We start from the raw sequence: 26506 nt of genomic DNA on the forward strand, positions 1-26506 counted from the left end.
GGTGGGGGGCTAGTCCTCGGTTTCGGTGTGGTGGATGCGTAGGCCTCGACTCCGGTAGTTGTGGAGGGCGCTGGGGTGGTCGTCGGAGTTGGTGTGGAGCCATACCCGGTGAACGGTCGGGGATTGGATCGGGGTGGTGGCCCATGCCTGTCGGAGGGTGAGGGTCAGGGCGTGGCCGCCGAGTCCTCGGCCGGTGTGTTCGGGGAGGAGTCCGAAGGTGCGGATCTCTACCTCGCCCCCGGGGTGGGGTTCGAGTGCGGTGATGCCGATCGGTTCGTCGGCGAGGGTGATCAGCCAGTACTGGCGGTGGGGGTGGGTGCGGGCGAGTTCGTCCCATTGTTGGTCGGTGCGGGTGGAGCTGCGCCATCCGTGTGCGGCTCCGACGCGGGCCTGGAGGGTGCGGGCGAGGGTGGTGAGGCCTGTTTCGCGGCGGAGTTCCAGGGTGGGTACGGGGCGACCCGGTTGTAGTTCGCCGGGGTCGGTCATCTCCAGGTACGTGATGGTGCGGGCCATCTCGTCACCGTACTCGCGCTGTGCGGCGGGTGGGGGTGGCCGCGGGTCCCTCCGGCTTGCCGGGTGGGCCGCTGGGGGGTGGTGCGGGTGCGCCGGCAAGGGGTGGAGGGACGGGGTGGGTCAGCGTACGGCGTCGCCGATGTGGTGGATGCGTACGAGGTTGGTCTTGCCGCTGACGCCGGGGGGTGAGCCGGCGGTGATGACGACGATGTCGCCGGGTACGCAGCGGCCGATGCGCAGGAGTTGTTCTTCGACTTGGGCGACCATGGCGTCGGTGGAGTCGACGTGGGGGCCGAGGAAGGTTTCGACGCCCCAGGTGAGGTTGAGTTGGGAGCGGGTTGCTTCGTCGGGGGTGAAGGCGAGGAGGGGGATGGGTGAGCGGTAGCGGGAGAGTCGGCGGACGGTGTCGCCGCTCTGGGTGAAGGCGACGAGGAATTTGGCGCCGAGGAAGTCGCCCATTTCGGCGGCTGCTCGGGCGACGGCTCCGCCTTGGGTGCGGGGTTTGTTGCGTTCGGTGAGGGGTGGGAGGCCCTTGGCGAGGATGTCTTCTTCGGCGGCTTCGATGATGCGTGCCATGGTGCGGACGGTTTCGATGGGGTGTTTGCCGACGCTGGTTTCGCCGGAGAGCATGACGGCGTCGGTGCCGTCGATGACGGCGTTGGCGACGTCGGAGGCTTCGGCGCGGGTGGGTCGGGAGTTGTCGATCATCGAGTCGAGCATTTGGGTGGCGACGATGACGGGTTTGGCGTTGCGTTTGGCGAGTTTGACGGCGCGCTTCTGGACGATGGGGACGTGTTCGAGGGGCATTTCGACGCCGAGGTCGCCGCGGGCGACCATGATGCCGTCGAAGGCGGCGACGATGTCGTCGATGTTGTCGACGGCTTGGGGTTTTTCGACTTTGGCGATGACGGGGAGGCGGCGGTCTTCTTCGTCCATGACGCGGTGGACGTCTTGGATGTCGTGGCCGCTGCGGACGAAGGACAGGGCGATGATGTCGGCGCCGGTGCGCAGGGCCCAGCGGAGGTCTTCGATGTCCTTGTCGCTGAGGGCGGGGACGGAGACGGCGACTCCGGGGAGGTTGAGTCCCTTGTGGTCGGAGACCATGCCGCCTTCGATGACGCGGGTGTGGACGCGGGGTCCGTCGACGGCGGTTACTTCGAGGGTGACGCGGCCGTCGTCGACGAGGATGCGTTCGCCGGTGGTGACGTCGGTGGCGAGTCCTTTGTAGGTGGTGCCGCAGGTGTGGCGGTCGCCGGGGTGGTCTTCGACGGTGATGGTGAACTCGTCGCCGCGTTCAAGGAGTACGGGTCCTTCGTGGAAGCGGCCGAGTCGGATCTTCGGGCCTTGAAGGTCGGCGAGGATTCCGACGCTGCGGCCGGTTTCGTCGGCGGCTTTGCGTACGTGGTGGTAGCGCTCCTCGTGTTCGGCGTAGGTGCCGTGGCTGAGGTTGAAGCGGGCGATGTCCATTCCGGCTTCGACCAGGGCTTTGATCTGGTGGTACGAGTCGGTGGCGGGGCCCAGGGTACAGACGATTTTTGCTCGACGCATGGGTCGAGCGTATGCCCCTACCAGGGAGTAGGAAATTGGTTGTGGGTGTCTGCTCAACAACCTTTGGGCGAAAGCTTGTTGACAATTGTTGAATGTGCATGGGGGTGCTCATCGGAGCACCCCCGTGGCGCTTCCTTGTCCGATTTCTGGTGGCCGTTCGGCCGGGTGGTCAGAGTTGGGGCGGGGTCATGGTGAAGCGGGCGTTCACCTGTGCGTGGACGGTTTGGCGCTGGGGTTCGAGGTCGAGGGGCGGGGTGGTGTCGTCCTCGGTGGCGCCGGCGAAGGCCATGCCGCGCGTCATGGTGCCGCCGGGGGCGAAGGGGGTTTCGTTCTCGGCTTCGGTGTCGGCGAGTTCGATGAGGGCGGCGAGTTCGGCGCCGAGGGCGTGGGCGTATTCGCGGGCGCGTTGGACGGCTTCGAGGACGGCTTGGCGGCGGGCTTCGCCGTGGGCGGGTGAGGTGGGGCGCAGGGCCCACCAGGGGCCGTCGACGCGGGTGAGTTCGAGGTCGGCGAGGCGGGTGGTGAGTTCGCCGAGGGTGGTGAAGTCGTTGAGTTCGGCGGTGATGTTGACGCGGCCGTGGTAGGCGCGGACGCGTTCGGCGCGGCCGTGGCGGGTGAGTTCGGGGGTGATGGAGAAGGCGCCGGTTTCGAGTTTTTCGACGGGTTCGCCGTAGCTCTTGAGGAGTTCGAGGACGGTGTTGTTGCGGCGGGTGAGGTCTTCGAGTGCGGTGCGGCGGTCGGTGCCGCGGGCGCTGACGGTGATGGTGATGCGGGCGATTTCGGGGTCGACTTCGAGGTGGGATTCGCCGCGGACGGCGACGCGGGGTACGTCGGGGGTTCCGTAGGGCTGGTGTGCGATCTCCTGGGTCATGTTTTCCACTGTCGCACCGTGGTGGGTGGGTGGTGTGGTCATCGGATCGAAACCTGGTGGGGGTGTTGCGGCTTGTTACTCGTGGGTCAGAATCTACGCGCGTTGTTCAGGGCCTCACGAGGGAGTTGGCATGACGTTCGACCGTAGGAAGTTCATGGGGGCTTCGGCCGCGACGGGTGCGGCCGTGGCGTTGGTGGGGGCCACGAGCACCCCGGCCGCCGCCGCGCAGGAGCAGGAGGGCGCGAGGGGCCGGGGGCCGCGGACGTACGCGTTCACGGTGATGGGGACGACGGATCTGCACGGCAACGTCTTCAACTGGGACTACTTCACGGACAAGGAGTTCGACGACAAGGCGCACAACGATGTGGGTCTGGCGAAGATCTCGACGTTGGTGGATCAGGTGCGGGCGCGCAAGGGTCGGCGGAACACGCTGTTGATCGACGCGGGTGACACGATCCAGGGGACGCAGCTTTCGTACTACTACGCGAAGGTGGATCCGATCACGGCGCGGCGCGGGCCGGTGCATCCGATGGCGCAGGCGATGAACGCGATCGGTTACGACGCGGCGGCGCTCGGGAACCACGAGTTCAATTACGGGATCCCGGTGTTGCGCAAGTTCGAGGAGCAGTGCGATTTCCCGTTGTTGGGGGCGAACGCGCTGGACGCGAAGACATTGCGGCCGGCGTTCGCGCCGTACAGCATGCACCGGTTGCGGACGCCGTTCGGGCGGGACGTGAAGGTGGCGGTGTTGGGGTTGACGAACCCGGGGATCGCGATCTGGGACAAGGCGCACGTGCAGGGGAAGATGACGTTCCCGGGGTTGGAGGAGCAGGCGGCGAAGTACGTGCCGCGGCTGCGGTCGATGGGTGCGGACGTGGTGATCGTGTCGGCGCACTCCGGGTCGAGCGGTACGTCGAGTTACGGGGATCAGTTGCCGCACGTGGAGAACGCGGCGGCGCTGGTGGCGGAACAGGTGCCGGGGATCGACGCGATCCTGGTGGGGCACGCGCACACGGAGATTGCGGAGTACCGGGTGAAGAACCGGGCTACGGGCAAGGACGTGGTGTTGTCGGAGCCGTTGAAGTGGGGGCAGCGGTTGACGTTGTTCGACTTCGAGTTGGTGTGGGAGCGGGGCTGCTGGTCGGTGTCGAAGGTCGCGGCGCAGGTGTTGAACTCCAATGCCGTGGAGGAGGACCGGAAGATCACGCGGCTGTTGTCGGACGAGCACCGCAAGGTGGTGGCGTACGTCAACCAGGTGATCGGTACGTCGACGCAGGCGATGTCGACGGCGGAGGGGCCGGTGAAGGACGTGCCGGTGATCGATCTGATCAACCACGTGCAGGCGGAGACGGTGCGGGCGGCGCTGGCGGGTACCGAGTGGGCGGCGCTGCCGGTGGTGTCGCAGGCGTCGTGTTTCTCGCGGACGGCGTCGATACCGGCGGGTCGGGTGACGATCCGGGACGCGGCGGGGTTGTACCCGTTCGAGAACACGTTGGAGGCGCGGCTGCTGACGGGTGCGCAGTTGAAGGACTACCTGGAGTATTCGGCGCGGTACTACGTGCGGACGGCGCCGGGTGCGCCGGTGGATCCGGCGGCGTTGACGAACGCGGAGGGGATTCCGGACTACAACTACGACGCGGTGTACGGGTTGGCGTACGAGATCGATGTGGCGCAGCCGGTGGGGTCGCGGATCGTGGGGTTGTCGTTCGCGGGGAAGGCGGTGGATCCGGCGGGTCGGTTCGTGTTGGCGGTGAACAACTACCGGGCCTCGGGTGGGGGTAACTTCCCGCACGTTCCGCAGGCCAGGCAGTTGTGGGCGGATTCGGACGAGATCCGTAACACGATCGTCCAGTGGGTGAAGGCGAAGGGGACGGTGGATCCGGCGGGGTTCGCTTCGGTGGATTGGCGGTTGACGCGGGCGGGGGTGCCGGTGTTCTAGTTCCGGGGGTTCTGGTCCCGGGCGTTCCGGTCCCGGGCGTTCCGGTCCCGGGCGCCGGTGTGCCGGCGCCGGGTGTCGGGTGTCGGTCGGCTGGTCCCGGGTGTTCGAGCCCGGGTGCCGGTCGTCCGGCGGGGCCGTCAGGGGTGTTCGACGAGCGGGAGCAGCTCGCCTGCGGGGTGGGGGCGGGTGTGTTCCCGTTGTTCGAGGCCGAAGGTGGTGAAGGCGGTGCGGCGGGGCTGGGGGTAGGGCTCCTTGTCGGTGAGGGTGTTGAGGATGCCGGCGCTGCGCCAGGCGGCGAGGCCGAGGTCGGGGGCGCCGACGCCGTGGGTGTGGCGTTCTCCGTTCTGGACGAAGACGCTGCCGGTGACGGAGGGGTCGAGGACCATGCGGTGGCGGTCGTCGATGCGGGGGCGGCCGGAGGAGTCCTTGCGGAGGTAGGGGTCGAGTCCGGCGAGGATGCGGGTGAGGGGTCGTTCGCGGTAGCCGGTGGCGAGGACGACGGCGTCGGTGGTGAGGCGGGAGCGGGTGCCCTGCTGGGTGTGTTCGAGGTGGAGTTCGACTTTGGTGGTGGCGACGCGGCCGGCGGTGCGGACGTGGACGCCGGGGGTGAGGACGGCGTCGGGCCAGCCGCCGTCGAGGGTTCGGCGGTAGAGCTCGTCGTGGATGGCGGCGATGGTGGCGGCGTCGATGCCCTTGTGGAGTTGCCATTGGGCGGGGACGAGTTGGTCGCGGACGGGTTCGGGGAGGGCGTGGAAGTAGCGGATGTAGTCGGGGGTGAAGTGTTCGAGGCCGAGTTTGGAGTACTCCATGGGGGCGAATGAGGGGGTGCGGGCGAGCCAGGTGAGGCCTTCGCGGCCGGTGGGGCGGTTGCGGAGCAGGTCGAGGAAGACTTCGGCTCCGGATTGGCCCGCGCCGATGACGGTGACGTGGGGGGCGCCGAGGATGCGTTGGCGGTTGTCGAGGTATTCGGCGGAGTGGATGACGGGGACGGTGGGGGCTTCGGCGAGGGGGCGCAGGGTGTCGGGGATGTGGGGTGCGGTGCCGATGCCGAGGGCGAGGTTGCGGGTCCAGGTGCGGCCGAGGGCTTCGGCTTCGCCGGTGGGGTCGATCTGGGTCCAGTCGACTTCGAAGAGGTCACGTTCGGGGTTCCAGCGGACGGCGTCGACCTGGTGGCCGAAGTGGAGTCCGGGGAGGCGGCCGGCGACCCAGCGGCAGTAGGCGTCGTATTCGGCGCGTTGGATGTGGAACTGCTCGGCGAAGTAGAAGGGGAAGAGACGTTCCTTTTGCTTGAGGTAGTTGAGGAATGTCCAGGGGCTGGTGGGGTCGGCGAGGGTGACGAGGTCGGCGAGGAAGGGGACCTGGAGGGTGGCTCCGTCGATGAGGAGTCCGGGGTGCCAGCGGAAGTCGCGGCGTTGGTCGTAGAAGGCGGTGGCGAGGGGGCCGATGCCTTGTTGGGGGAGGCCGTGGGCGAGGGCGGCCAGGGAGAGGTTGAAGGGGCCGATTCCGATTCCGACGAGGTCGTGGGGGGCTTCGAGTGGGGCGGTCATCGGTGGGTCCTGCCTTCCAGGAGGGTGACGAGGGTGTCCAGGTCCTGTGCCGTGGTGTGGGGGTTGAGGAGGGTGGCTTTGAGCCACAGTCGGCCGTTGGCGGTGGCGCGGCCGAGGACGGCGGTGCCGTTGTGGAGGAGGGTGCGGCGCAGGGTTGCGAGGTGGTCGTCGTCCGTGGGGGTGGGCCGGAAGAGGACGGTGGTGAGGGTGGGGGGTGCGTGGAGTTCGAAGCGGGGGTGTGCGTCGAGGAGTCCGGCGAGGTGGTGGGCCGCGGTGGTGGTGCGGTCGATGAGGTCGGTGAGGCCGTCGCGGCCGAGTGCGCGGAGGGTGACGGCGATTTTGAAGGCGTCGGGGCGGCGGGTGGTGCGCAGGGAGCGGCCGAGGAGGTCGGGGAGGCCGGCTTCGGTGTCGTCGGTGGCGTTGAGGTAGTCGGCTTGGTGGGCGAGGGGGGTGAGGTGGGTGTGGTCGGGGACGACGAGGAGTCCGGCGGCGACGGGTTGCCAGCCGAGTTTGTGGAGGTCGACGGTGAGGGTGCGGGCGCGGGCGAGTCCGTCGACGGTGTGGCGGTGTGGGGGGCTGAGGGCGAGGGGTCCTCCGTAGGCGGCGTCGATGTGGAGGTCGGCGCGGTGGTGTGCGCAGAGGTCGGCGATCGCGTGGAGGGGGTCGATGAGTCCGGCGTCGGTGGTGCCGGCGGTGGCGGTGACGAGTACGGGTCCGGTGGTGCGGGCGAGGGCTTCGGTGAGGTCGGCGGGGTGGAGGGTGCCGGTGGGGGTGGGGAGGGTGGTGGTGGGGGGGAGGCCGAGGAGCCAGGCGGCGCGGGGTACGGAGTGGTGGGCGTTGGCGCCGTGGAGGACGGTGAGGTGGGGGCCGTGGCGTTCGCGGGCGAGGAGGAGGGCGAGTTGGTTGGCTTCGGTGCCGCCGGTGGTGAGGAGGGCGTCGGGGTGGGGGGTGTCGTAGAACTCGGCGGCGAGGGTGCGGGTGAGTTCGGCTTCGATGGTGGAGGCGGCGGGGGCCTGGTCCCAGGAGTCGAGGGAGGGGTTGAGGGCGCTCGCGGCGAGGTCGGCGGCGGTGGCGACGGCGAGGGGTGGGCAGTGCAGGTGGGCTGCGCACAGGGGGTGGGCGGGGTCGGCGGCGCCGGCGGCGAGGGCGTGGACGAGGGTGCGGAGGGCTTCGTGGGCGCCGGTGCCGTGGGTGGGGAGTACGTCGCCGAGTGCGGTGCGGACGCGTGCGGTGACGGTGGCGGGGCCGCCGGCGGGGAGGGGGCCGCCGCGTTCGTGGGTTCCGGTGCGGAGGGCGTCGAGGACGGTGTCGAGGAGGGGCCGCAGGGCGTCGGCTCCGCCGGGGCCGCCGGCGAGGGGTGGCGGTGGGGGCGGCGGGGTGCGGGGCGGCTCGGTCATCGGGGGTCCTTCGGGCTGCTGGGCGGGGACAGCGTGGTCTCCGCCGGATACAACGATCAGACCCGAATGGGGTAACCGCCGGGGTTTGTCCACCGGGCCGTCGTCGGCCGGGTGTTCGGGTTGGGGGGTGCGCCTTGGCCGGACGGGTCGGGGTGGCGCCGGGCCGGGCGGGGCGGGGCCGGGGCCGTGCCGGGCTGGGCGCGGCCGGGCCCGGGCGGAGGACCGGGACCGGGCGGAGGGCCGTGCCGGGCTGGGCGGGGCCGGGACCGGGCGGAGGGCCGTGCCGGGCTGGGCGGGGGCCGGGACCGGGCGGAGGGCCGGGGCCGGGCGGAGGACCGGGGCCGGGCGGAGGGCCGGGCGTGGGCCCCGGCCCCCGTAGCTCGGACTCCCGTAGCTCGCATCCCCTCAGGTCGGCGCCCCGCAGGTCCGGCGCCCCCGGGGCAGGGGCTGGGGGCGTCGGTCCGGCGGGGGTGGTGGGGGGTCAGGCGGGGGTGCGGATGCGGAGGGCTCGGGCGAGGTCGTCGAGGTGGTCGACGAGTTTGCGGCGGAGCAGCGGGATGAGGTCGGGGTCCTCCAGGCAGGTGTGGCCGGCCTGGAGGTTGGTGTCGTCGATGGCGTACGCGGGGAAGGCCCAGCGGCCGGCGGCTTCGGCGATGGCGGGGCCGCGGCGGGCTCCGAGGGCGACGGCTTCGGGGTAGTAGCGGGGGACGTACTCCCGTACCAGGTCGGCCTGTTCGGGTTGCCAGAAGCCTTGGGCGGTGGCGGTGAAGAGGTAGTTGGAGAGGGTGTCGTCGTGGAAGAGGCGTTGCCAGGCGGCGGCCTTGGCCTCGGGGGTGGGGAGGGCGGCGCGGCAGCGGGCGGCGCCTTCGCGGCCGGTGGCGCTGGGGTCGGCGGTGAGGGCGGCGTCGATGGTGTCCTCGTCGGCGGCGCCGAGGAGGCTGAGGCGGGCGAGGATGCGCCAGCGCAGTTCGGGGTCGAGTTCGGGGCCGCCGGGGACGGTGCCGTCGGTGAGCCAGGCGGCGAGGGTGTCGGGCTGGGTGGCGCTGTCGATGAGGACGCGTACGGCGGCGAGTCGCAGGCCGGGTTCGGCGCCGTCCTCGGTGCGGCGGAGCAGGTCGCGGGTGACGGAGGTGATGAGGTTGAGGGCGGCGGTGCGTTCGGTGGGGGCGACGTAGCGGTCGGCGACGTGGGTGCGGGCGAAGCCGAGGACGCCCTGGACGATGGCGAGGTCGCTCTCGTCGGGCAGGTGGGCGGCGGCGGTGGTGAGGTAGGCGCCGGGTTCGAGTTCGCCGTCGCGGACCATGTCGCGCAGGGAGCCCCAGACGACGGCTCGGGTGAGGGGGTCGGGGAGGCGGGACAGGCCGCGCAGGGCGGTTTCCAGGGAGATCGCGTCGAGGCGGATCTTGGTGTAGCCGAGGTCTCCGTCGTTGAGGACGAGGAGGTCGGGGCGGCGGCCGCTGCCGGAGACGACCTCGTCGGAGGGGACGTCGATGCCGAGGAGTTCGCCGCGTTCCAGGAGGCCGTCGGGGGCGAGTTCGTAGGTGCCGGCGGTGATGTGGTGGGGGCGGCTGCCGTGGTGGTCGACGGTGAGGGTCCAGCCGCCGGGGCTCTCCTCGATGCGGGGGGTGAGGGTGTCGACGCCGGTGGTGCGGAGCCAGACCTGGGCCCAGGCGTGGACGTCGCGGTCGGTGTGGGCGGCGAGGGAGTCCACGAAGTCGGCGAGGGAGGCGTTGGCGAACTTGTGGCGGGCGAAGTGGGTGTTGATGCCGGCGAGGAAGTCCTTCTCGCCGAGCCAGGCGACGAGTTGGCGCAGGGCGGAGGCGCCCTTGGCGTAGGAGATGCCGTCGAAGTTGAGGAGGGCGGAGGCGGTGTCGGGGACGTCCTCGGGGGCGGGGGCGACGGGGTGGGTGGAGGGGCGTTGGTCGGCGTCGTAGCCCCAGGGTTTGCGGACCATGCCGAATTCGGTCCAGGTGCCGGTGAAGCGGGTGGCTTCGGTGAGGGTCTGGTAGCCCATGTATTCGGCGAAGGACTCGTTGAGCCAGATGTCGTCGAACCAGGCGAGGGTGACGAGGTCGCCGAACCACATGTGGGCCATCTCGTGGGCGATGACCATGGCGCGGCTCTGGCGTTCGGTGTCGGTGACGGCGGAGCGGAAGACGAACTCGTCGCGGAAGGTGACGAGGCCCGGGTTCTCCATGGCGCCGGCGTTGAACTCGGGGACGAAGGCCTGGTCGTAGGAGTCGAAGGGGTAGGGCTCGGCGAACTTCTCGTGGTAGCGGTCGAAGCAGTCGGTGGTGACGGAGAGGATCTCGTCGGCGTCGGCGTCGAGATGGGGGGCGAGGGATTTGCGGCAGTGGATGCCGAAGGGAAGGCCGGCGTGTTCGGTGGTGACGCTGTGCCAGGGGCCGCCTGCGACGGCGGCGAGGTAGGTGGAGATGAGGGGGGTGGGGGCGGACTGCCAGATGCCGGCGCCGTCGGTGTCGCGGTCGCCGGTGCGGGTGGTGATGCCGTTGGCGAGGACGGTCCAGTGGGCGGGGGCGGTGACGGTGAACGCGAAGACGGCCTTGAGGTCGGGCTGGTCGAAGGCGGGGAAGACGCGCTGGACGTCGTCCATGAACATTTGGGAGTAGACGTACGTCTCCCCGTCCGCGGGGTCGGTGAAGCGGTGCAGGCCTTCGCCGGTGCGGGAGTAGCGCATGCGGGCGTCGACGCGCAGCTCGTGGTCGCCTTCGGCCAGGGCGGGGAGCGGGAGGCGGTTGTCGGTGAGGGCGGTGGTGTCGAGGGGTTGGCCGTCGAGCGTGGCGGAGCGCAGTTCGTCCGGTTTCAGTTCCACGAAGGTGTCTCCGGCGGCGCGGGCGGCGAAGCGGATGACGGTGGTGGAGTCGAAGGTGTCGTCGCCGGTGGTGAGGTCGAGGGTGACGGCGTAGTGGTGGACGTCGAGGAGTTGTGCTCGGAGCTGCGCTTCGTTGCGCGTCAATGCGGACATGGGGCCATGCTGCCCGACGTCGCGCCCGGGACCCAGGGGGTATGTGGGCCGTCCGGTACGGCGGGCCGTGGGGCACGGGGGCGGGGGGCGTCCGGTACGGCGGGCCGTGCAGGGCGGAGGCGTCCGGTACGGGCGGCCGTGCGGTACGGGAGCGGGGGTCCGTCCGGTACGGGCGGCCGTGCCGGGGGCGGGCGGCGTCCGGCTACGGGCGGCCGTGCGGGGCGGGGGCGGGGGTCCGTCCGGTACGGGGGCCGTGCCGGGCGCGGGGGGCGTCCGGTACGGGCGGCCGTGCGGGGCGGGGGCGGGGCCCGGGGGCGAGGTCCGGCGGGGGCGGGGCGTGCGGGGTGGCGGACGGGCGCGGTCCGCGACGGACGAGCGATGGCCGGGGAGGGCGGGGCGCCGGCGCGCGGGGCTGGGGCGTGCCGGGCCGTGCGGGCTGGCCTCGGGGGTTACTCCTCGCCCGCGGCGATGGTCTCGTGGTGGCGGATGACCTCGGCGATGATGAAGTTGAGGAGCTTCTCGGCGAAGGCCGGGTCGAGCTTCGCGTTCTCGGCGAGCTGGCGCAGCCGGGCGATCTGGCTGGCCTCGCGGCCCGGGTCGGCGGGGGGCAGCTGGTGGCGGGCCTTGAGGTGGCCGACCTGCTGGGTGCACTTGAAGCGCTCGGCGAGCATGTGGACGACGGCCGCGTCGATGTTGTCGATGCTGTCGCGCAGGCGGGACAGTTCCGCGGCGACGCTCCCGTCGATGCCGCTGGTACCGGTGCCGGTGTGCGTGCCGGTGCCCGTGTGCGTGCCGTTGTCCGTGGCGCTGTTCTCCATGGTTCCCGAGAATACGTGGCGCGGGGTCGTGGTCCGCCGGCCAGTCGGTGGTTGAGACGACTTTCCGTCCGGTGGCCGGTCGGGGCGTGTCGGCTGAGGACGACCCGCGGACACTTGCCGAGGTGGAAAGTAGTTGCCATAGTGAGAAGCGTCGAGTGACGCAGGGCAGCGAGGGGGGACGGATCGTGAGCGACTTCGTGGGCGCCGCAGGAGCGCTGGACCGGGCGGCCGGCCTGGAGAAGGCCGCGCGGGCCCGCAGCGGTTGGTACGCGCGCTACCTGTGGATCTTCGCCACCGGGCAGTTGGTGCTGGTGCCGGTGGCCCTGCTGTGGCACGGCCTCGCTTCCGCGCTGGTCTTCGCGTCGGTCAACACCCTGATGGTGACCGGGCTGAGCGTGTACGCCGCCCGGCAGCGCGTCGTGCGGCGCGGCTTCGGCCTCAAGCACGGCCTGCTGATCGGGTCCTGGGCGGCCGTGTTCGGACTCGTCGTGGCGCTCGGCACCACGGTGTTCGTGGATGACGTGGCCTTCACGATCGCCGCGACCCTGGGGTGCGCGCTGCCGCCCGCCCTCGGCGCCTGGTTCGAGGGCCGGGGCACGGCATGACCGACCTACGGTCGGGGACGGACGGGACGACTGGGGACGCGGCGGGGGTCGGGGCGACCGCGGCCGGGGTGAAGCGTGGCGCTCATCCCCGACACGATCTGGTGCCGCTGCTCAACGCGCCGGTTCGGCTGTCCGTGGTGGCGGCGTTGGTCCCGCTGGACAAGGCCGAGTTCGGCTTCGTGCGCGACGTGGTGGAGGTCAGTGACTCGGTGCTGTCCAAGCAGGTCTCGGCGCTGGAGGAGGCCGGTTGGGTGGAGGTCCGCAAGGGGCGGGTGGGGCGCCGTCCCCGTACGTGGCTCTCGCTGACCGCCGAGGGCCGGGCCGTCTACGCCCGGCATCTGGCCGCGTTGCGGGCGATCGCGCTGGGCTAGGCCGCCGGTGTCGGATCTTGCCCGGCCCGTACCGGGGCTCCGCGCGGCGTCGGGGCCCCTGCTCGGCCCGTGTCGGTCACCGCCCTACAGGGGCAGGACGGCCGTGACGAGCCAGCCGCCTTCCGGGGTGGGGCCGGCGGTGAGGGAGCCGCCGAGGGCTTCGGCGCGTTCGGTCATGCCGGCGAGGCCGTAGCCGCCGCCGCGGGCCTTTTCGGAGAGTCGGGCGGGGTGGCCGCCCTCGTCGGCGATGTGGACTTCGAGGCCGTCGGGGACGGTGCGCAGGCCGACGCGGACGGCGGTGGTGTCGGCGGCGTGCTTGCCGATGTTGGTGAGGGCTTCGAGGACGATGCGGTGGGCGGTGGCGGCGACGTCGCCGGGGAGACGCGTGTCCAGGCCATCCTCCACGGTCAGGACGACGGGCGGGCCGGTGACGGCGAAGCGTTCGGTGAGCGAGCGGATGTCGGCGAGGCCGGCGACGGGGGCGGTGCCCGGCCCGCGCGTGCGCCCGGCCGCTCCTCCCCCGGCCGCCGCGCCGCCGGCATCGGTGGTGCGGTCGGCGGCTGTCGGGCGGTCGGCGTCGTCGTCGTCGCGGAGGACCTTGACGAGGCGGCGCATGGATCCGAGGGCCTCGTCGCCGGCGGTTTCGATGCGGCCGAAGATGTCGGCGGCGTGTTCGGCGGTGACGTGGGTGAAGCGGGCGGCGCGGGCTTCCACGACGATGCCGGTGACGTGGTGGGCGACGAGGTCGTGGAGTTCGCGGGCCAGTTCCAGGCGTTCGGCGGTGCGGACGGCCCGCAGTTCGCGGACGCGTTGGACGGACTGGAGGCGCAGCAGGAGGGAGTAGGCGCCGACGACGACGGCGAGGACGGAGAAGAGCAGGGTGAACCGGCCGGGGTTGGTGTCCCGGACGGGTACGGCCATGCAGCCGAGGCCGAGGAGCGGGCCGAGGACGGCGGCGGTGCGGGCGGGGGCGCGGAGCAGGACCTGGGAGAGCAGGACGAGCAGGGCGATGGCCTCGCCGCCGCCCCAGACGACGAGGGGGTGGTTGCCGAAGATGAGGAGCAGGGTGACGGTCCAGGTGGTGGCGGCGGCGAACCGGGCGCGGGTCAGGAGGGGGATCCGGGGCCAGGGCGCGGCGCTGAGGCAGACGAGGATGCCGGAGATCCAGACGGCGGTGTGCGGGAGGCTGGGTCGGCGGGTGAGGACGACGCCTTCGAAGGTGACGAGGGCGAGGAGCGCGAGGGAGAGGAACAGCCGGATCCCGTCGGCGGCGTGCGGGTTGCGTCGCGCCCAGCTCGCGAGCGGGCTCACCGCCCGCCCCCGACGCGGCCCGCGGCGCGTGCGGCGGGCGCGGCGCGTGCCCCCGTGGTCGGCGCGTTCACGTGGGGCCGGTGGCCAGGCCGCTCTCCCAGGCCCAGGCGGCGATCTCGACGCGGTTGCGGGCGTCGAGTTTGGCCTGGACGTTCGCCAGGTGGGTCTTGACGGTGGACAGCGATACGTACAGTTCGCCGGCGATCTCCGCGTTGGTCAGCCCGCGCGCGAGGCAGCGTACGACGTCCCGTTCGCGTTCGGTGAGGGGTTCGGCGGGGCGGCGGGCGGCTTGGGCGGCGGCGGTGCGGGGGGCCATTTCGCGCAGCAGTCGTACGGTGATGGCGGGTGAGACGAGCGCGTCCCCGGCGGCTGCCGCCCGTACGGCTTCGACCAGCATGGCCGGGCTCGCGTCCTTGAGGAGGAAGCCGGACGCGCCGCCGTGGAGGGCGGCGTGGACGTACTCGTCGAGGTCGAAGGTGGTGACGATGACGATGCGCGGCTTGTCCTGTGCCCGGCCGGAGAGTCGGCGGGTGACTTCGAGTCCGTCGAGGCGCGGCATGCGGATGTCGAGGAGGAGGACGTCGGGTCGGTGTTCGGCGACGGCGGCCAGGGCCGCTTCGCCGTCGACGACGTCGGCGACGACCTCGATGTCGGGCATGCTCTCCAGGATCATCCGGAAACCGGCCCTGACCATGTCCTGGTCGTCGGCGATGACCACTCTGATCGTCATGCGCTGCCTGCCCCACTGTCGCCCGCTGCCGCCGATGGACTCCTCCCATCGGACCGGTGCGGGCGGCGGACCGCAACCGCGCGGGGGCCGCCGGATGGGTGTCGCGGGGTGGGTGTCGCGGGATGGGGCAGCGGTGTTCCGCCCTCGCGGTACGTCCCTCGACGTTGGGCACGTCCGGGGTGGTGCGCTTCGTCCTTCCGGCCGGTTCGCGGCCGGCCGGAAGGACGAGGGGGTGGCGCCGGTGGTGCTAGAGGGTCGCGGCCGCGCTCTTGATCGCTCCCGCGAAGGTGGAGACCTCGGTGTAGACGCCGGGGTAGTTCGGGCGGGCGCAGCCCTGGCCCCAGCTGACGATGCCGACCTGGATCCAGGCGTTGGCGTTGTCGCGGCGGAACATGGGGCCGCCGGAGTCGCCCTGGCAGGTGTCGACGCCGCCCTGGGGCAGGCCGGCGCAGATCTCCTCGCCGGGTACGAGGTCGCCGCCGTAGGAGCTCTGGCAGGAGGCGTCGGAGACGAAGGGGACGGTGGCCTTCATGAGGTAGCGCTGCTGGCTGCCGCCCTCGCGGGTGGCGCCCCAGCCGGCGACGGTGAAGGTGCCGTTGTCGTAGGCCTTGGTCTCGGCGATCTTCAGGGTGGGCAGGTTGATGGGCTTGGCGAGCTTGATGAGGGCCCAGTCCTTGCCCGTGCCGTTGTAGCCGGGGGCCTGGAGGACCTTGGTGGACTTGACCTTGATGGCGCCGGTGCTGTTGAGGTCGACGACGCCGGCGGTGGCGGTGATGGAGGTGTTGTTGCCGGAGCCGTTCACGCAGTGGGCCGCGGTGAGGACGATCTGCTGGGTGTAGAGGGCTCCGCCGCAGCCCATGGAGAGGCGGACCATGAAGGGGAACTCGCCCTGTGCGGCGCGGGTACCGCCGACGACGGGTGCCTGGGCGGCGCCGGCTCCGGTGGTCTGGAGGCTGACGGCCGCGAGGGCGACGGCGCCGACGGCGAGGGACTGCTTGAGGAATCTGCCGAGGATGGCCATGGTCAACACACTGCCTTTCGTGGGGGGTTGGGCCGTGCGCGTCATCGGGTGAATGACGGGTCCATGACACAACCGAACCTCCGGTGCAAGCAAGAACGCGTTTTCGGACAACTTCCGGCCGGGGAGGCGGTGGGGCGCAGAACGGTGGGTGCGACGGCCCGGCGGAACGCGGATTTCCGCCCCCGGGGGCCGTTCACGCCCCGCTCCCGGCCCGGCTCCGGCGCCCGACGCGGGTGGTGACGGCGTTCCGGCCGGTGCGGGACGCGGTGACTGGCGGAACCGACCGCGGCGGCCCGGACCACCGCGCGGAGGCGAACGACCACTTCCCCGCGCACCGGCGGGATCCGGCCGCCCCGCCGACCCGCGAGGCCCGCGAGGCTGGCGAGGCCCGCGGGGGTCACCCACCCCCGGCGCACATCGCCCGGTGCGCGCGGCGGGTGCGGGGCGCGGGGGCCACGGTGCGGGGCGCACCGCGCGGCGGCTGGTGTGCGGCAGGTGACGGGGGTTCACCCGGCGGCTGCGAAAAGTTTCCTACCGACCGGTAGACAGGTGGGCGCCGCTCCCCCAGCCTGGTCGCGTACATGCCAATCCGTGACCGAGGAGCGCCCCCACATGCGCATCACCCGCCGCACCCTCCCCACCCGTACGGGTCTTCCCCGCCGCAGCGCCACCGCCGCCGCGGGCGTCGCCGTCGCGGGAGCCGTCCTGGCCCTGCTGCCCGCCACTACGGCCGGGGCCGCCCCGGCGGAGCGGGCCGTGACCGCGCCGGCCGCCGCGAGCGCCGTCACCGCCTCCGCGCCCGGCGGCAACGCGGCGATCCTCGGCATCGACTACGCCACCTGGCAGCGCGACGTGGCCGCCGTCATCGACGCCGCCCGCCCCGCGATCGAGCAGCGCATCGCCGCCTCCCCGGCCGGGGAGAAGCCGGCGCTCGTCCTCGACATCGACAACTCGTCGCTGGAGACGGACTTCCACTGGTTCTGGACCTTCCCGACGCCCGCGATCGGCAAGGTCCGCGAACTGACCCGGTACGCCAACGACCGCGGCGTCGCGATCTTCTTCGTCACCGCCCGGCCGGGGATCCTGCACTCCCTGACCGAGCACAACCTCAAGGCCGTCGGCTACCCCGTCTCGGGCCTCTACGTCCGGGACCTGCCCGACCTGTTCCACGAGGTGAGCACCTACAAGACGGGCAAGCGCGCCGAGATCGAGGCCCGCGGCTACACGATCATCGCGAACATCGGGAACAAGCAGAGCGACCTGGTCGGCGGCCATGCGGAGCGCACCGTGAAGTTGCCGGACTACGACGGCAAGCTGTCCTGATCCGAGGGCGCGCGGGGACGGCGGCCGTCAGAGGCCGCCGGCCCCGCCGCAGCCTCCCCCGCCCCCACCCTCGGCGACCGGGACGCCGTCGAGGGGGCCGTGGCACGGGGGCGGCGTGCGCGCACCGCCCGGACCCTGGTGCGCCCGGCCGCGCTGCGCGCGGGGTCGCCTGGGACCGGGAGGAAACCTTCCGCGGGGTGCACTGCGTGGCCGCGCCCTCGCGGGGTGCGGGACGGGCGGCCGCCGCCGTGTCCCTGTCCTCCTGTCGGGGCGAGCACGAGCCGGCCCGGCCGGCGCCGGCGGTCCTGGCCTGTGTGCGGTCCGTGTGGCGCGAGCTGTACGGGCCGGGCCGGGCGGGCCGCGTCTCGGCCTCCGTACCGCCCGCGGACGCGGAGCCGGCGGTGTCGCCGCGGGCGATGGACAACATGATGGGCCGGTTGCGGTTCAGCGAGTGGATGTAGCGGGTACGGATACCTCATCGCACACCCACCGGACCCGACCCCTCGCCAGGGGGCCGGGCCCGTTGCGTTTCACCCGTACGTCACCCGCACCCGGGCGGTGACCGGCAGGGCCCCGGACCGGCTCACGGTCGTGCACTGGCTGGAGAGCCTGCGCGGGTTGCCGACCGCCGCCCGACTCGGGGAGCTCGTCGCCCCGTACGGGGACCGCGAGGGCTGGCTGTGCGGGCCCGGACCGCTCATGGACGCCGCCGAGAGCGCCCTGCGCCGGGCCGGGGCGCCCGACGCCCGCATCCGCCGCGAACGCCACTTCTCCCTCGGCGTCGGCGTGTTCGCCCCCGGGGCGGCGCCCACGACCGCCCTCGGAGCCGGCGCCGAGGACGAAGCCGACCTCGGGCTCGATGCGGGGCGCGCAGTACGCGGCGGCCCGCACGGGGGCGTCCGGGCGCAGTTCCATGGTGTCCAGCAGGTGGCCGTGGTCGGGCTGGTCGACGCCCATCATGGCCTGCGTGACGGGCGAGAAGAGGCCGACCTTGTGGCCGGTGACGCGGGCGCCCTTAGCGGTGGTGCGCCGGCGGATGTTGATGAGCTGGATCTCGTACGCGTCCGGCGCGTCGATCCCCTCCAACAGCTCGGTCAGCGGCCGTACGGGGGTCCGGTGCCGCTCGGCCCCGCGCGGCAGCTCGGCGGCCTCGCGCCGGCGCCGGCGCCGGCCGTCGATCATGGGGTCCTCCCGGCTGCGTGGTGTGTGGTGCGGCAGACGGTAGGCGGGCGGTGGGCGCGGGCGGGAGGGCGTGTTCCCGGTGAGCGGAAAAGGCCACGGGCCGGGACGTCCGGGCCCCGGCCCGCAGGGGCGGCGCGTGGCGCGCCGGCCCGTGGGTGGGGACGTCCTGTGACGGGGACGCCCCCGTGGTGGGGGCGTCCCGCCCGTCGGCGGGGGCGGGACGTCCCGGTGGGGCGGGGCCGGTCGCACGTCGGCCCCGCCCCGGCTCACGGCGCTACGTCCGCGGCGCGGGGCACGCCTGCCAGGCGAGGTGGTAAAGGGTGTTGACGCTGGCGTCGGTGGAGTCCATCGCCATGAAGCTGGTCGTCTGCGGGTTGGAGGTGCCGGCATTCACCCGCAGTTCGGTATTGATGTTGAAATTGCGTTTTTCCCCGCACGGCGCCCATACCAGGTCGGCGTATTCCGTCCGGTCGGTCGCCTGCCAGTTGTCGTTGAGCGGTCCACTGAACTGATGGGTCCGCTGGGATGTCTGGGGCATTCCCTGGAAGTAGTAGTTCGCCCTTTCCTGACCGGACGCTCCGGGTTGGAGGAATGCGAATCCGCGGTAGTCGGCCTGGACGATCGCGTAGGTGAACCCGTTGGGGACGTGGACGCGGAGGTTGAGCTGACAGTTCTTGCGGAACGCCGTCGGCGGGGCGCCGGGGCCGACCTGCGCGAGGTACTCGCTGTACGTGACGGTGAAGGCGGTGTTGTCGGGGGCCACGGCGACCTCGGCGGTGCCTTCGCGGCAGCCCGAGCCGTTCACGGTGGCGAGTTCGATCACGATCTTGTCGGGCGGGGCGGTGATCGGGCCCGATCCGGAGGCTCCGGCCGGCGTGGCGGTGGCGATCAGGGCGGCGGTCGCGCCGCCGACGAGCAGGGTGCGGGACAGCGAGGGGGACATCGTCATCACTCCTGACGGGGTCGGGGGTTGCTGTGCTCGCTCGCGCCGGTCAGCCCGCGGGGCATTCCTTCCACTCGAAGTGGTAGACCGTGCTGACGCTGCCGTCCGTCGAGTCCATGCTCATGAAGCTCGGGGCCTGCGGGTTCGAGGTCCCGGTGTACACCCGCAGCTCGGTGTTGACGTTGAGGTTGCGTTCCTCGCCGCAGGGCGCCCAGACGAGGTCGGCGTACTCGGTGCGGTCGCTCGCCTGCCAGTTGTCGCTGAGCGGGCCGGTGAACTGGTGGGTGCTGCGCGCGGTCTGGGCCTGGCCCTGGAAGTAGTAGTTGGCGCGCTGCTGCCCGTGGGCGCCGCGCTGGAGGTGCGCGAAGCCGCGGTAATCGGCCCGGGCGATGGCGTACGTGAACCCCTGGGGGACGTGGATCCGCAGGGCGAGCTGACAGTTCTTGCGGAACTCGGTGCCGCCGGCGCCGGCGCCGGCCTGGGCGAGGTAGTTGCTGTACGTGACGGTGAACGCGGTGTTGTCGGAGGCCGCGGCGACCTCGGCGGTGCCCTGCGGGCAGCCGGACCCGTTCACCCCGACCACGTCGACGGTGACCCGCCCGGGCGGCGGGTTTTCCGGTGAATCGGCTTGGACCGGTGCGGTCACGGCCATGGCCGCCAGTGCCAGGACCGCCGCGCCGGTGCTGAGTCTGCGGAGCTGCATTTGCCTTTCTCCATCCCGTCGGAAACCACTGCCGAATTCGGCGTGGACATGCCACCACAGGGGCGACGGGAAGGGGAAGGACCCGATGTGGCCAATGACCCCGGGCCGCTTTTCCTGGCCGGATTCCGCGCGGGCGCGATCTGCCGCGTCCCCCCGCCCAGCAGCCCGACCGCCCCGCGCCGGCCACGACGGGCGCGCCGGCCGCTCCGGCGAAGATGTCCAGAAGCACGCAACGGACCGCCGCGACGCGGGGCGACGCGGGGCGGCGCGGGGCGGCGCGGGGCGACGCGGGGCGGGGCGACGCGGGGCGGCGCGGCTGTACGACGCGAACCCGACCCGGCCCGACCCGGCCGAGTACGGGAACGGCACAGCGGGGCGGGGCGCGGCCCGCCCCCGGACCCACCGCGCCCCGCCCGGCTCCGCCCCGACCCGGCGGCTACCGCGCCCCGTACACCGGGTGCGGCGGCTGCGCCTGCGCCAGCAGCTTCGCCGCCGCCTCGCCCGCCTCGGCGGGGGTCCAGCGGAACCCGCGGTCCGCGGTGGGTCCGGGGCGCCAGCCCTCCATGACGGTGATCCGGCCGCCCTCGGTCTCGAAGACCCGGCCGGTGACCCCGGCCGAGGCGTCCGAGCCGAGCCACACCACGAGGGGGGACACGTTCTCGGGCGCCATCGCGTCGAAGGCGCCGGCGGCGGGGGCGGCCATCGCCCCGGCGAAGGCCCGTTCGGTCATCCGGGTCCGGGCGGCGGGGGCGATGGCGTTGACCTGGACCCCGTACCGGCCCATTTCGGCCGCCGCGACCAGGGTCATGCCGAGGATGCCCGCCTTCGCCGCGCTGTAGTTGCCCTGCCCGACCGAGCCGAGCAGCCCGGCTCCGGAGGAGGTGTTGACCACCCGCGCGGCCACCGGCCGGCCGGCCTTCGCCTCCGCCCGCCACCAACCGGCGGCCTCCCGCAGCGGCAGGAAGTGGCCCTTGAGGTGGACCCGTACGACGGCGTCCCAGTCGTCCTCGTCGAGGTTCACCAGCATCCGGTCGCGCAGGAACCCGGCGTTGTTGACCAGGGTGTCCAGCCGGCCGAAGGCGGACACCGCGCACTCCACCAGCGAGGCCGCGCCCTCGCCCGTCGCGATGTCCCCGCCGTGCGCCACCGCCTCGCCGCCCCGTCCCCGGATCTCGGCGACGACCTGCGCGGCCGGCCCGTCCGCCTGCGGCCGGCCGTCGAGTCCCACGCCCAGGTCGTTGACGACGACCCGGGCCCCTTCCGCCGCGAAGGCCAGGGCGTGGGCCCGGCCCAGCCCCCGTCCCGCGCCCGTCACGACGACCACGCGTCCGTCAGCCATGCCCATTTCAGCTCTCCTTGTTGACAGTTGCCGCATCGAGGAACGCCGGCCGTTCGCCGCCGCCGTGCACCAGCAGGCTCGCGCCGCTCACGTAGGCCGCCCGGTCCGAGGCGAGGAACAGCGCCGCCTCCCCCACGTCCGAGGGCTCGGCCAGCCGCCCCAGGGGCACGGTCGCGCCTACGGCGGCGACGCCCGCCTCGTCGCCGTAGTGCAGGTGCGACAGTTCGGTCCGCACCATGCCCAGCACCAGCGAGTTGACCCGTACGTCGGGCGCCCACTCCACGGCCATCGACCGGGCCAGGTTCTCCAGGCCCGCCTTCGCGGCTCCGTAGGCCGCCGTACCGGGAGAGGGCCGGGTGCCGCTGACGCTGCCGATCATCACGACCGAGCCGCGCGCCGCGCGCAGCCACGGGTGCGCCGCGAGCGAGGCCGTCAGCGGGGCCACCAGGTTGAGGGCGACGACGCGTGCGTGCCGCTCGGCCTCCCCCTCGCCCAGCAGCCGGTACGGGGTACCGCCCGCGTTGTTGACCAGGCAGTCGAGCCGTCCGTACCGCTCGGCGACCTCGGCGAAGAACTCCCGTACGGCGTCCGGATCGCGCAGGTCGAGGGCGGTGAAATCGGCCTGCCGGCCGGCCGCCCCGACCGGTTCGGCGGGCGGACGGCGCGCGCAGACGACGACTCGCGCGCCCGCCGCGAGGAACGACCGGGCGATCCCGGCGCCGACGCCCCGGGTTCCGCCCGTGACGACGACGACCCTCCCCTTGAGCTCCATCGGCTGCTACCTTCCTCACCTAACAAATGTTTGGTGGAAAGGTAGCTGATCCGCTCATGGGTGTCTCCACCTCCGGCCCGGACAAGGGCATCGCACTCGTCACAGTCGACTTCCCACCCGTCAACGCGCTGCCCGTCCAGGGCTGGTACGACCTCGCCGACGCCGTGCGCGCCGCCGGCCGCGACCCCGCGGTCCGCTGTGTGGTCCTGGCCTCCGGGGGGCGCGGCTTCAACGCCGGGGTCGACATCAAGGAGATGCAGCGCGATACCGGGCACGCCTCCCTCATCGGGGCCAACCGCGGCTGCGCCGAGGCCTTCGCCGCCGTCTACGAGTGCGAGGTCCCGGTCGTCGCGGCCGTTCACGGCTTCTGCCTCGGCGGCGGCATCGGCCTGGTGGGCAACGCCGACGCGATCGTCGCCTCGGACGACGCCACCTTCGGGCTGCCCGAACTGGACCGGGGCGCCCTGGGTGCCGCCACCCACCTGGCCCGGCTGGTCCCCCAGCACCTGATGCGCACCCTCTACTACACCTCCCGCACCGCGACCGCCGCCGAACTGCACGCGCACGGCTCGGTCTGGAAGGTGGTGCCGCGCGAGGAGGTGCGGGGGGCGGCCCTGGAGCTGGCCGCCGAGATCGCCCGCAAGGACGGCTACCTGATCCGCCTCGCCAAGGCCGCCATCAACGGCATCGACCCCGTGGACGTGCGCCGCAGCTACCGCTTCGAGCAGGGCTTCACCTTCGAGGCCAACCTCAGCGGTGTCGCCGACCGGGTCCGCGACACCTTCGGGAAGGAAGGGACGGCGTGAGCGACAAGACCATGACCCCCGAGGAGGTGGTCGGCCGGCTGAGCAGCGGCATGACCATCGGCATCGGCGGCTGGGGCTCCCGGCGCAAGCCGATGGCCCTGGTGCGAGCACTGCTCCGCTCCGAGATCACCGATCTCACCGTGGTCTCCTACGGCGGCCCGGACGTGGGCCTGCTCGCCGCCGCCGGCCGGATCCGACGGCTGGTCGCCCCCTTCGTCACCCTCGACTCCATCGCCCTGGAGCCGAACTTCCGGGCCGCCCGCGAGAGCGGCGCCCTGACCCTCACCGAACTCGACGAGGCCATGTTCATGTGGGGCCTGCACGCCGCCGCGAACCGGCTGCCCTTCCTGCCCGTCCGCGCCGGACTCGGCTCCGACGTCATGCGGGTCAACCCCGAGTTGCGCACCGTCACCTCCCCCTACGCCGACGGCGAGGAGTTCGTCGCCGTCCCCGCCCTGCGCCTGGACGCCGCCCTGGTCCACCTCAACCGCGCGGACCGCCTCGGCAACGCCCAGTACCTGGGCCCCGACCCGTACTTCGACGACCTGTTCTGCGAGGCCGCGGACGCCGCGTACGTCTCCTGCGAACAGCTCGTGGAGACCGCAGAGCTGTCCAAGGCGGGCCCCCCGCAGTCCCTCCTCGTCAGCCGGCACGCGGTCACCGGGGTCGTGGAGACCCCGGGCGGCGCGCACTTCACCTCCTGCGCGCCGGACCACGACCGCGACGAGGCCTTCCAGAAGCTCTACGCGTCCACCCCCTGGCCCGAGTTCGCCGCCCGCTTCCTGTCCGGGACGAGCGAGCACGACTACCGGTCCGCCGTCCGGACCTGGCACGAGGAGCAGAGTTGAGCAGCGCCCACGCCCCCGGCGAAACCCCGGCCCCCGCGGGAACACCGGCCCCCGACCCCGCCGAAACCGCCGCCGCCACCCCCGCCGTCACCCGGGCCGAGTACTGCGTGATCGCCTGCGCCGAGGCCTGGCGCGACAACGGCGAGGTCCTCGCGAGCCCGATGGGCCTGATCCCCTCCTTCGGGGCCCGGCTCGCGAAGCGGACGTTCTCCCCCGACCTGTTGCTGACCGACGGCGAGGCCATGCTGGTCGGCCTCGACGGCACGCCCGAGGGCTGGCTGCCCTACCGGCGCCACCTGACGATGGTCACGGGCGGCAAGCGGCACGTGATGATGGGCGCGAGCCAGATCGACCGCTTCGGCAACCAGAACATCTCCTGCATCGGCGACTGGGAACGGCCCACCCGCCAGCTCCTGGGGGTGCGCGGAGCGCCCGTCAACACCCTGAACAACCCCGTGAGCTACTGGATCCCCAAGCACTCGACCCGGGTCTTCGTCGAACGCGTCGACATGGTCAGCGGGGTCGGCCACGACCGGGCAGCGGCGGCCGGGGTGACCCGCTTCCACCGGCTGCCCCGCGTCGTCAGCGACCTCGGCGTGTTCGACTTCGACGGCCCGGACCGCTCGATGCGCCTGGCCTCCGTGCACCCGGGGGTCAGCGTCGACCAGGTCCGCGCCGCCACCGGCTTCGCCCTCGCGGTGAGCGGGGACGTCCCGTACACGCGGGAACCCTCGCCGGAGGAACTGCGGTTGATCCGCCAGGTGATCGACCCCCAGGGGCGGCGCGAGCGCGAAGTGCGGGGCTGACGCGGTGGAGACGGCGTTCACGAAGCTGGTCGGGGTCCGCCACCCGATCGTGCAGACCGGCATGGGCTGGGTGGCCGGGCCGCGGCTGGTCTCGGCGGCCGGCGAAGCGGGGGCCCTCGGCATCCTGGCCTCGGCGACGATGACGGTGGACCAACTGCGCTCGGCGGTCCGCGAGGTCCGCTCCCGCACGCGGGCGCCCTTCGGGGTCAACCTGCGGGCCGACGCCGGCGACGCCGCCGAGCGGGTCGAACTGATCATCGCCGAGGGCGTGCGGGTCGCCTCCTTCGCCCTCGCCCCGTCCCGGGAGCTGATCGCCCGACTGAAGGACGCGGGCGTCGTCGTGATCCCCTCGATCGGTGCCCGCCGGCACGCCGAGAAGGTCGCCGCCTGGGGCGCCGACGCGGTGATCGTGCAGGGCGGCGAGGGCGGCGGCCACACCGGGGACGTGGCGACGACGGTGCTGCTGCCGCAGGTGGTCGACGCCGTCGACATCCCGGTGGTCGCCGCCGGCGGCTTCCGCGACGGGCGGGGCCTGGTCGCCGCGCTCGCGTACGGGGCGGCCGGCATCGCCATGGGCACCCGCTTCCTGCTGACCTCGGACTCCACCGTCCCCGACGCCGTGAAGACCGAGTACCTGAAGGCCACGGTCAACGACGTCACCGTCACCACGGCCGTCGACGGGATGCCGCACCGGATGCTGCGCACCGAGCTGGTCGACGCCCTGGAGCGGTCGGGCCGCGCCCGGGCGCTGGCGCGGGCGGTGCGGCACGCGGCCGGCTTCCGGAAGCTGTCGGGGCTGTCCTGGTCCGCGATGGCCCGCGACGGCCTGGCGATGAAACACGGCAAGGACCTGTCCTGGAGCCAGGTCCTGCTCGCCGCGAACACCCCCATGCTCCTGAAGGCGTCCATGGTCGAGGGCCGTACGGACCTCGGCGTCATGGCATCCGGCCAGGTCGCGGGGGTGATCGAGGATCTGCCGTCCTGCGCGGAACTCGTCGACCGCGTCATGGCCGAGGCACACACCGTGCTGGACCGTCTGTACGGACACCGCGGTCCGCACGCGCTCGGCACCCTGCCACCACCAGGGTGATCCCCCTTCTCCGTCACAGGAGTCGTCCACATGAGCCGTGCCCGCATCCGACTGGCGATCGCGGCGGCCGCCGCCGTGCTCGCCGCCGGAACCCTGCCCGCCGCCGCGTCCGCGCAGCCGGCGCCCGGCGCCGGGCCCAGTGCCCGGCACCAGCAGCCGCGCTGGCAACAGCCGGCTGAAACGATCCGCCGGATTCCGCTCCAGGGCGCCGTCAACGTCCGGGACGTCGGCGGCTACCGCACCTACACCGGTGGCCAGGTCCGCCAGGGCCTGGTCTACCGCTCCGACGCCCTGAGCAAGCTGACCGCGGCGGACATCACCACCGTCTCCGGTCTCGGCCTCAAGAAGGCCATCGACTTCCGCATCCCGATGGAGGTCCAGTACGACGGCGCCGACAGGCTGCCGCCCGGTCTGTCCGCCACCGCCCGCCCGATCAGCGACCTCGGCCTCTACGGGACCCTGGTCGGCGCGATCGGCAGCGGCGACCCCGTCAAGCAGGAACAGATGCTGGGCGGTGGCCGCGCCGAGGCCTACATGCGCGACATCTACCGCACCTTCGTGACCAGCCCCGAGAACCGGGCCCAGTTCGCGGCCACGCTGCGGGAGATCGCCGACGGCGGCCAGGCACCGCTGCTGTACCACTGCACGTCCGGCAAGGACCGTACGGGCTGGATGAGTTACGTCCTGCTGCGCGCCCTGGCCGTGCCCGAGGCGACGGCCGAGCGCGACTACCTGGCCTCGAACACGTTCCGCGGCGCCTACGACGCCCAGGTCCGCGCCGGCCTCAAGCAGTCCGGCCGGATGCAGAACCCCGACCTGCTGATCCCGCTCCAGGAGGTCCGTCAGGACTACCTGGACGCGGCGACCGTCCGGATGGAGGCCGACTACGGCGGTTTCTGGGGCTACTTGACGCAGGGCCTCGGCCTGGACCTGCGGACGCTGGCGAAGCTCCAGTCCAGGATGGTCCGGTAACGGCACCGGGTCACCGGACCCCTACGGACGGCACCGGGCCGGGCAGCGCGTGACGCGCTGCCCGG

At 72.6% G+C, this 26506-nt stretch carries 25 protein-coding genes; 10 read left to right on the top strand and 15 right to left on the bottom strand.

Features of this window, described 5'->3' with window-relative positions:
* Positions 1-9: 9 nt before the first annotated feature.
* The 3 genes from AB0D46_RS19070 to AB0D46_RS19080 all read right to left on the bottom strand — a co-directional run bounded on the left by AB0D46_RS19070 (position 10) and on the right by AB0D46_RS19080 (position 2932).
* Complete coding sequence (locus AB0D46_RS19070; protein ID WP_362878777.1) at positions 10-513, bottom strand: GNAT family N-acetyltransferase; 504 nt, start codon at positions 511-513, stop codon at positions 10-12.
* Positions 514-633: 120 nt separating this feature from the next.
* Positions 634-2061, bottom strand: coding sequence for a pyruvate kinase (gene pyk / locus AB0D46_RS19075; RefSeq protein WP_362878779.1), 1428 nt, complete (start codon positions 2059-2061; stop codon positions 634-636).
* A gap of 169 nt (positions 2062-2230) precedes the next feature.
* Positions 2231-2932, bottom strand: coding sequence for an SIMPL domain-containing protein (locus AB0D46_RS19080; protein WP_362878781.1), 702 nt, complete (start codon positions 2930-2932; stop codon positions 2231-2233).
* 130 nt (positions 2933-3062) lie between these two features.
* Between AB0D46_RS19080 and AB0D46_RS19085 the strand changes: the two genes are divergently transcribed.
* Positions 3063-4871, top strand: a complete 1809-nt coding sequence (locus AB0D46_RS19085) for a 5'-nucleotidase C-terminal domain-containing protein (protein ID WP_362878783.1) — start codon at positions 3063-3065, stop codon at positions 4869-4871.
* Between the two features lie 137 nt (positions 4872-5008).
* Here the strand turns inward: AB0D46_RS19085 and AB0D46_RS19090 are convergent, their stop codons facing one another.
* The 4 genes from AB0D46_RS19090 to AB0D46_RS19105 all read right to left on the bottom strand — a co-directional run bounded on the left by AB0D46_RS19090 (position 5009) and on the right by AB0D46_RS19105 (position 11619).
* A complete protein-coding gene (locus AB0D46_RS19090) occupies positions 5009-6418 on the bottom strand; it encodes a SidA/IucD/PvdA family monooxygenase (RefSeq protein ID WP_362878785.1) in 1410 nt (469 codons plus the stop codon).
* Complete coding sequence (locus AB0D46_RS19095; RefSeq protein WP_362878787.1) at positions 6415-7815, bottom strand: aminotransferase class V-fold PLP-dependent enzyme; 1401 nt, start codon at positions 7813-7815, stop codon at positions 6415-6417. Before AB0D46_RS19095 ends, AB0D46_RS19090 begins: the two co-directional genes overlap by 4 nt.
* A 481-nt stretch (positions 7816-8296) precedes the next feature.
* On the bottom strand, positions 8297-10801 hold the full coding sequence (pepN, locus tag AB0D46_RS19100) for an aminopeptidase N (protein WP_362878789.1): 2505 nt from the start codon (positions 10799-10801) through the stop codon (positions 8297-8299).
* Between the two features lie 449 nt (positions 10802-11250).
* Positions 11251-11619, bottom strand: coding sequence for a chorismate mutase (locus AB0D46_RS19105; RefSeq protein ID WP_362878791.1), 369 nt, complete (start codon positions 11617-11619; stop codon positions 11251-11253).
* Between the two features lie 185 nt (positions 11620-11804).
* On the opposite strand from AB0D46_RS19105, the gene AB0D46_RS19110 reads away from it, so the two are divergent.
* Together AB0D46_RS19110 and AB0D46_RS19115 are read left to right on the top strand one after the other, a co-directional pair.
* On the top strand, positions 11805-12224 hold the full coding sequence (locus AB0D46_RS19110) for a hypothetical protein (RefSeq protein WP_362878793.1): 420 nt from the start codon (positions 11805-11807) through the stop codon (positions 12222-12224).
* Positions 12221-12595, top strand: coding sequence for a transcriptional regulator (locus tag AB0D46_RS19115; protein WP_362878794.1), 375 nt, complete (start codon positions 12221-12223; stop codon positions 12593-12595). Before AB0D46_RS19110 ends, AB0D46_RS19115 begins: the two co-directional genes overlap by 4 nt.
* Before the next feature lie 84 nt (positions 12596-12679).
* On the opposite strand, the gene AB0D46_RS19120 is transcribed toward AB0D46_RS19115, so the two are convergent.
* The 3 genes from AB0D46_RS19120 to AB0D46_RS19130 all read right to left on the bottom strand — a co-directional run bounded on the left by AB0D46_RS19120 (position 12680) and on the right by AB0D46_RS19130 (position 15657).
* Entirely contained in the window at positions 12680-13906 is a 1227-nt protein-coding gene (locus AB0D46_RS19120) for a histidine kinase (RefSeq protein WP_362878796.1), read from the bottom strand.
* A 67-nt stretch (positions 13907-13973) separates the two neighbouring features.
* Positions 13974-14636 carry a response regulator transcription factor gene (locus tag AB0D46_RS19125; protein ID WP_362878797.1) on the bottom strand — a complete coding sequence of 221 codons (663 nt, stop codon included), beginning with the start codon at positions 14634-14636 and terminating at the stop codon, positions 13974-13976.
* A 247-nt stretch (positions 14637-14883) separates the two neighbouring features.
* Positions 14884-15657 carry a serine protease gene (locus tag AB0D46_RS19130; RefSeq protein ID WP_362878799.1) on the bottom strand — a complete coding sequence of 258 codons (774 nt, stop codon included), beginning with the start codon at positions 15655-15657 and terminating at the stop codon, positions 14884-14886.
* Positions 15658-16269: 612 nt separating this feature from the next.
* Between AB0D46_RS19130 and AB0D46_RS19135 the strand changes: the two genes are divergently transcribed.
* Together AB0D46_RS19135 and AB0D46_RS19140 are read left to right on the top strand one after the other, a co-directional pair.
* Positions 16270-16980: an HAD family acid phosphatase gene (locus AB0D46_RS19135; RefSeq protein WP_362878800.1), complete on the top strand. Its 711-nt coding sequence runs from the start codon at positions 16270-16272 to the stop codon at positions 16978-16980.
* Between the two features lie 206 nt (positions 16981-17186).
* Entirely contained in the window at positions 17187-17441 is a 255-nt protein-coding gene (locus AB0D46_RS19140) for a hypothetical protein (protein ID WP_362878802.1), read from the top strand.
* Here AB0D46_RS19140 and AB0D46_RS19145 read toward each other — a convergent pair.
* The 5 genes from AB0D46_RS19145 to AB0D46_RS19165 all read right to left on the bottom strand — a co-directional run bounded on the left by AB0D46_RS19145 (position 17425) and on the right by AB0D46_RS19165 (position 21919).
* A complete protein-coding gene (locus AB0D46_RS19145; protein WP_362878803.1) occupies positions 17425-18162 on the bottom strand; it encodes a hypothetical protein in 738 nt (245 codons plus the stop codon). The two genes, AB0D46_RS19140 and AB0D46_RS19145, sit on opposite strands and share 17 nt — an antisense overlap.
* A gap of 274 nt (positions 18163-18436) precedes the next feature.
* Positions 18437-19093, bottom strand: coding sequence for a DUF4360 domain-containing protein (locus AB0D46_RS19150; RefSeq protein WP_362878829.1), 657 nt, complete (start codon positions 19091-19093; stop codon positions 18437-18439).
* Between the two features lie 61 nt (positions 19094-19154).
* The gene (locus AB0D46_RS19155; protein WP_362878805.1) at positions 19155-19808 is read right to left on the bottom strand and encodes a DUF4360 domain-containing protein; all 654 of its coding nucleotides are present in this window, start codon (positions 19806-19808) and stop codon (positions 19155-19157) included.
* A 436-nt stretch (positions 19809-20244) separates the two neighbouring features.
* Positions 20245-21153, bottom strand: coding sequence for an SDR family oxidoreductase (locus AB0D46_RS19160; RefSeq protein ID WP_362878807.1), 909 nt, complete (start codon positions 21151-21153; stop codon positions 20245-20247).
* A gap of 1 nt (position 21154) precedes the next feature.
* The gene (locus tag AB0D46_RS19165; protein ID WP_362878808.1) at positions 21155-21919 is read right to left on the bottom strand and encodes an SDR family oxidoreductase; all 765 of its coding nucleotides are present in this window, start codon (positions 21917-21919) and stop codon (positions 21155-21157) included.
* A gap of 56 nt (positions 21920-21975) precedes the next feature.
* Here AB0D46_RS19165 and AB0D46_RS19170 point away from each other — a divergent pair, with 56 nt between their 5' ends.
* From AB0D46_RS19170 to AB0D46_RS19190, 5 genes are all read left to right on the top strand, one after another.
* Positions 21976-22725, top strand: coding sequence for an enoyl-CoA hydratase family protein (locus AB0D46_RS19170; protein WP_362878810.1), 750 nt, complete (start codon positions 21976-21978; stop codon positions 22723-22725).
* Positions 22722-23573 carry a CoA-transferase gene (locus AB0D46_RS19175; protein WP_362878811.1) on the top strand — a complete coding sequence of 284 codons (852 nt, stop codon included), beginning with the start codon at positions 22722-22724 and terminating at the stop codon, positions 23571-23573. Before AB0D46_RS19170 ends, AB0D46_RS19175 begins: the two co-directional genes overlap by 4 nt.
* Positions 23574-23680: 107 nt before the next feature.
* Positions 23681-24379 (top strand): CoA-transferase, encoded by a 699-nt coding sequence (locus tag AB0D46_RS19180; RefSeq protein ID WP_362878831.1) that lies wholly within the window; start codon positions 23681-23683, stop codon positions 24377-24379.
* Between the two features lie 4 nt (positions 24380-24383).
* Positions 24384-25469: a nitronate monooxygenase gene (locus AB0D46_RS19185; protein WP_362878813.1), complete on the top strand. Its 1086-nt coding sequence runs from the start codon at positions 24384-24386 to the stop codon at positions 25467-25469.
* Between the two features lie 30 nt (positions 25470-25499).
* Positions 25500-26441 carry a tyrosine-protein phosphatase gene (locus AB0D46_RS19190; RefSeq protein ID WP_362878815.1) on the top strand — a complete coding sequence of 314 codons (942 nt, stop codon included), beginning with the start codon at positions 25500-25502 and terminating at the stop codon, positions 26439-26441.
* Positions 26442-26506 lie beyond the last annotated feature (65 nt).

The sequence above is a fragment of the Streptomyces sp. NPDC048383 genome (genome assembly GCF_040651775.1).
GTDB lineage: Bacteria > Actinomycetota > Actinomycetes > Streptomycetales > Streptomycetaceae > Streptomyces.

What these genes read in the sequence shown, in the direction of transcription:
- AB0D46_RS19070 (WP_362878777.1), bottom strand. Translation starts at nt 513, where the DNA reads ATGGCCCGCACCATCACGTACCTGGAGATGACCGACCCCGGCGAACTA.
- pyk (WP_362878779.1), bottom strand. Translation starts at nt 2,061, where the DNA reads ATGCGTCGAGCAAAAATCGTCTGTACCCTGGGCCCCGCCACCGACTCG.
- AB0D46_RS19080 (WP_362878781.1), bottom strand. Translation starts at nt 2,932, where the DNA reads ATGACCCAGGAGATCGCACACCAGCCCTACGGAACCCCCGACGTACCC.
- AB0D46_RS19085 (WP_362878783.1), top strand. Translation starts at nt 3,063, where the DNA reads ATGACGTTCGACCGTAGGAAGTTCATGGGGGCTTCGGCCGCGACGGGT.
- AB0D46_RS19090 (WP_362878785.1), bottom strand. Translation starts at nt 6,418, where the DNA reads ATGACCGCCCCACTCGAAGCCCCCCACGACCTCGTCGGAATCGGAATC.
- AB0D46_RS19095 (WP_362878787.1), bottom strand. Translation starts at nt 7,815, where the DNA reads ATGACCGAGCCGCCCCGCACCCCGCCGCCCCCACCGCCACCCCTCGCC.
- pepN (WP_362878789.1), bottom strand. Translation starts at nt 10,801, where the DNA reads ATGTCCGCATTGACGCGCAACGAAGCGCAGCTCCGAGCACAACTCCTC.
- AB0D46_RS19105 (WP_362878791.1), bottom strand. Translation starts at nt 11,619, where the DNA reads ATGGAGAACAGCGCCACGGACAACGGCACGCACACGGGCACCGGCACG.
- AB0D46_RS19115 (WP_362878794.1), top strand. Translation starts at nt 12,221, where the DNA reads ATGACCGACCTACGGTCGGGGACGGACGGGACGACTGGGGACGCGGCG.
- AB0D46_RS19125 (WP_362878797.1), bottom strand. Translation starts at nt 14,636, where the DNA reads ATGACGATCAGAGTGGTCATCGCCGACGACCAGGACATGGTCAGGGCC.
- AB0D46_RS19130 (WP_362878799.1), bottom strand. Translation starts at nt 15,657, where the DNA reads ATGGCCATCCTCGGCAGATTCCTCAAGCAGTCCCTCGCCGTCGGCGCC.
- AB0D46_RS19135 (WP_362878800.1), top strand. Translation starts at nt 16,270, where the DNA reads ATGCGCATCACCCGCCGCACCCTCCCCACCCGTACGGGTCTTCCCCGC.
- AB0D46_RS19145 (WP_362878803.1), bottom strand. Translation starts at nt 18,162, where the DNA reads ATGATCGACGGCCGGCGCCGGCGCCGGCGCGAGGCCGCCGAGCTGCCG.
- AB0D46_RS19155 (WP_362878805.1), bottom strand. Translation starts at nt 19,808, where the DNA reads ATGCAGCTCCGCAGACTCAGCACCGGCGCGGCGGTCCTGGCACTGGCG.
- AB0D46_RS19160 (WP_362878807.1), bottom strand. Translation starts at nt 21,153, where the DNA reads ATGGGCATGGCTGACGGACGCGTGGTCGTCGTGACGGGCGCGGGACGG.
- AB0D46_RS19165 (WP_362878808.1), bottom strand. Translation starts at nt 21,919, where the DNA reads ATGGAGCTCAAGGGGAGGGTCGTCGTCGTCACGGGCGGAACCCGGGGC.
- AB0D46_RS19170 (WP_362878810.1), top strand. Translation starts at nt 21,976, where the DNA reads ATGGGTGTCTCCACCTCCGGCCCGGACAAGGGCATCGCACTCGTCACA.
- AB0D46_RS19190 (WP_362878815.1), top strand. Translation starts at nt 25,500, where the DNA reads ATGAGCCGTGCCCGCATCCGACTGGCGATCGCGGCGGCCGCCGCCGTG.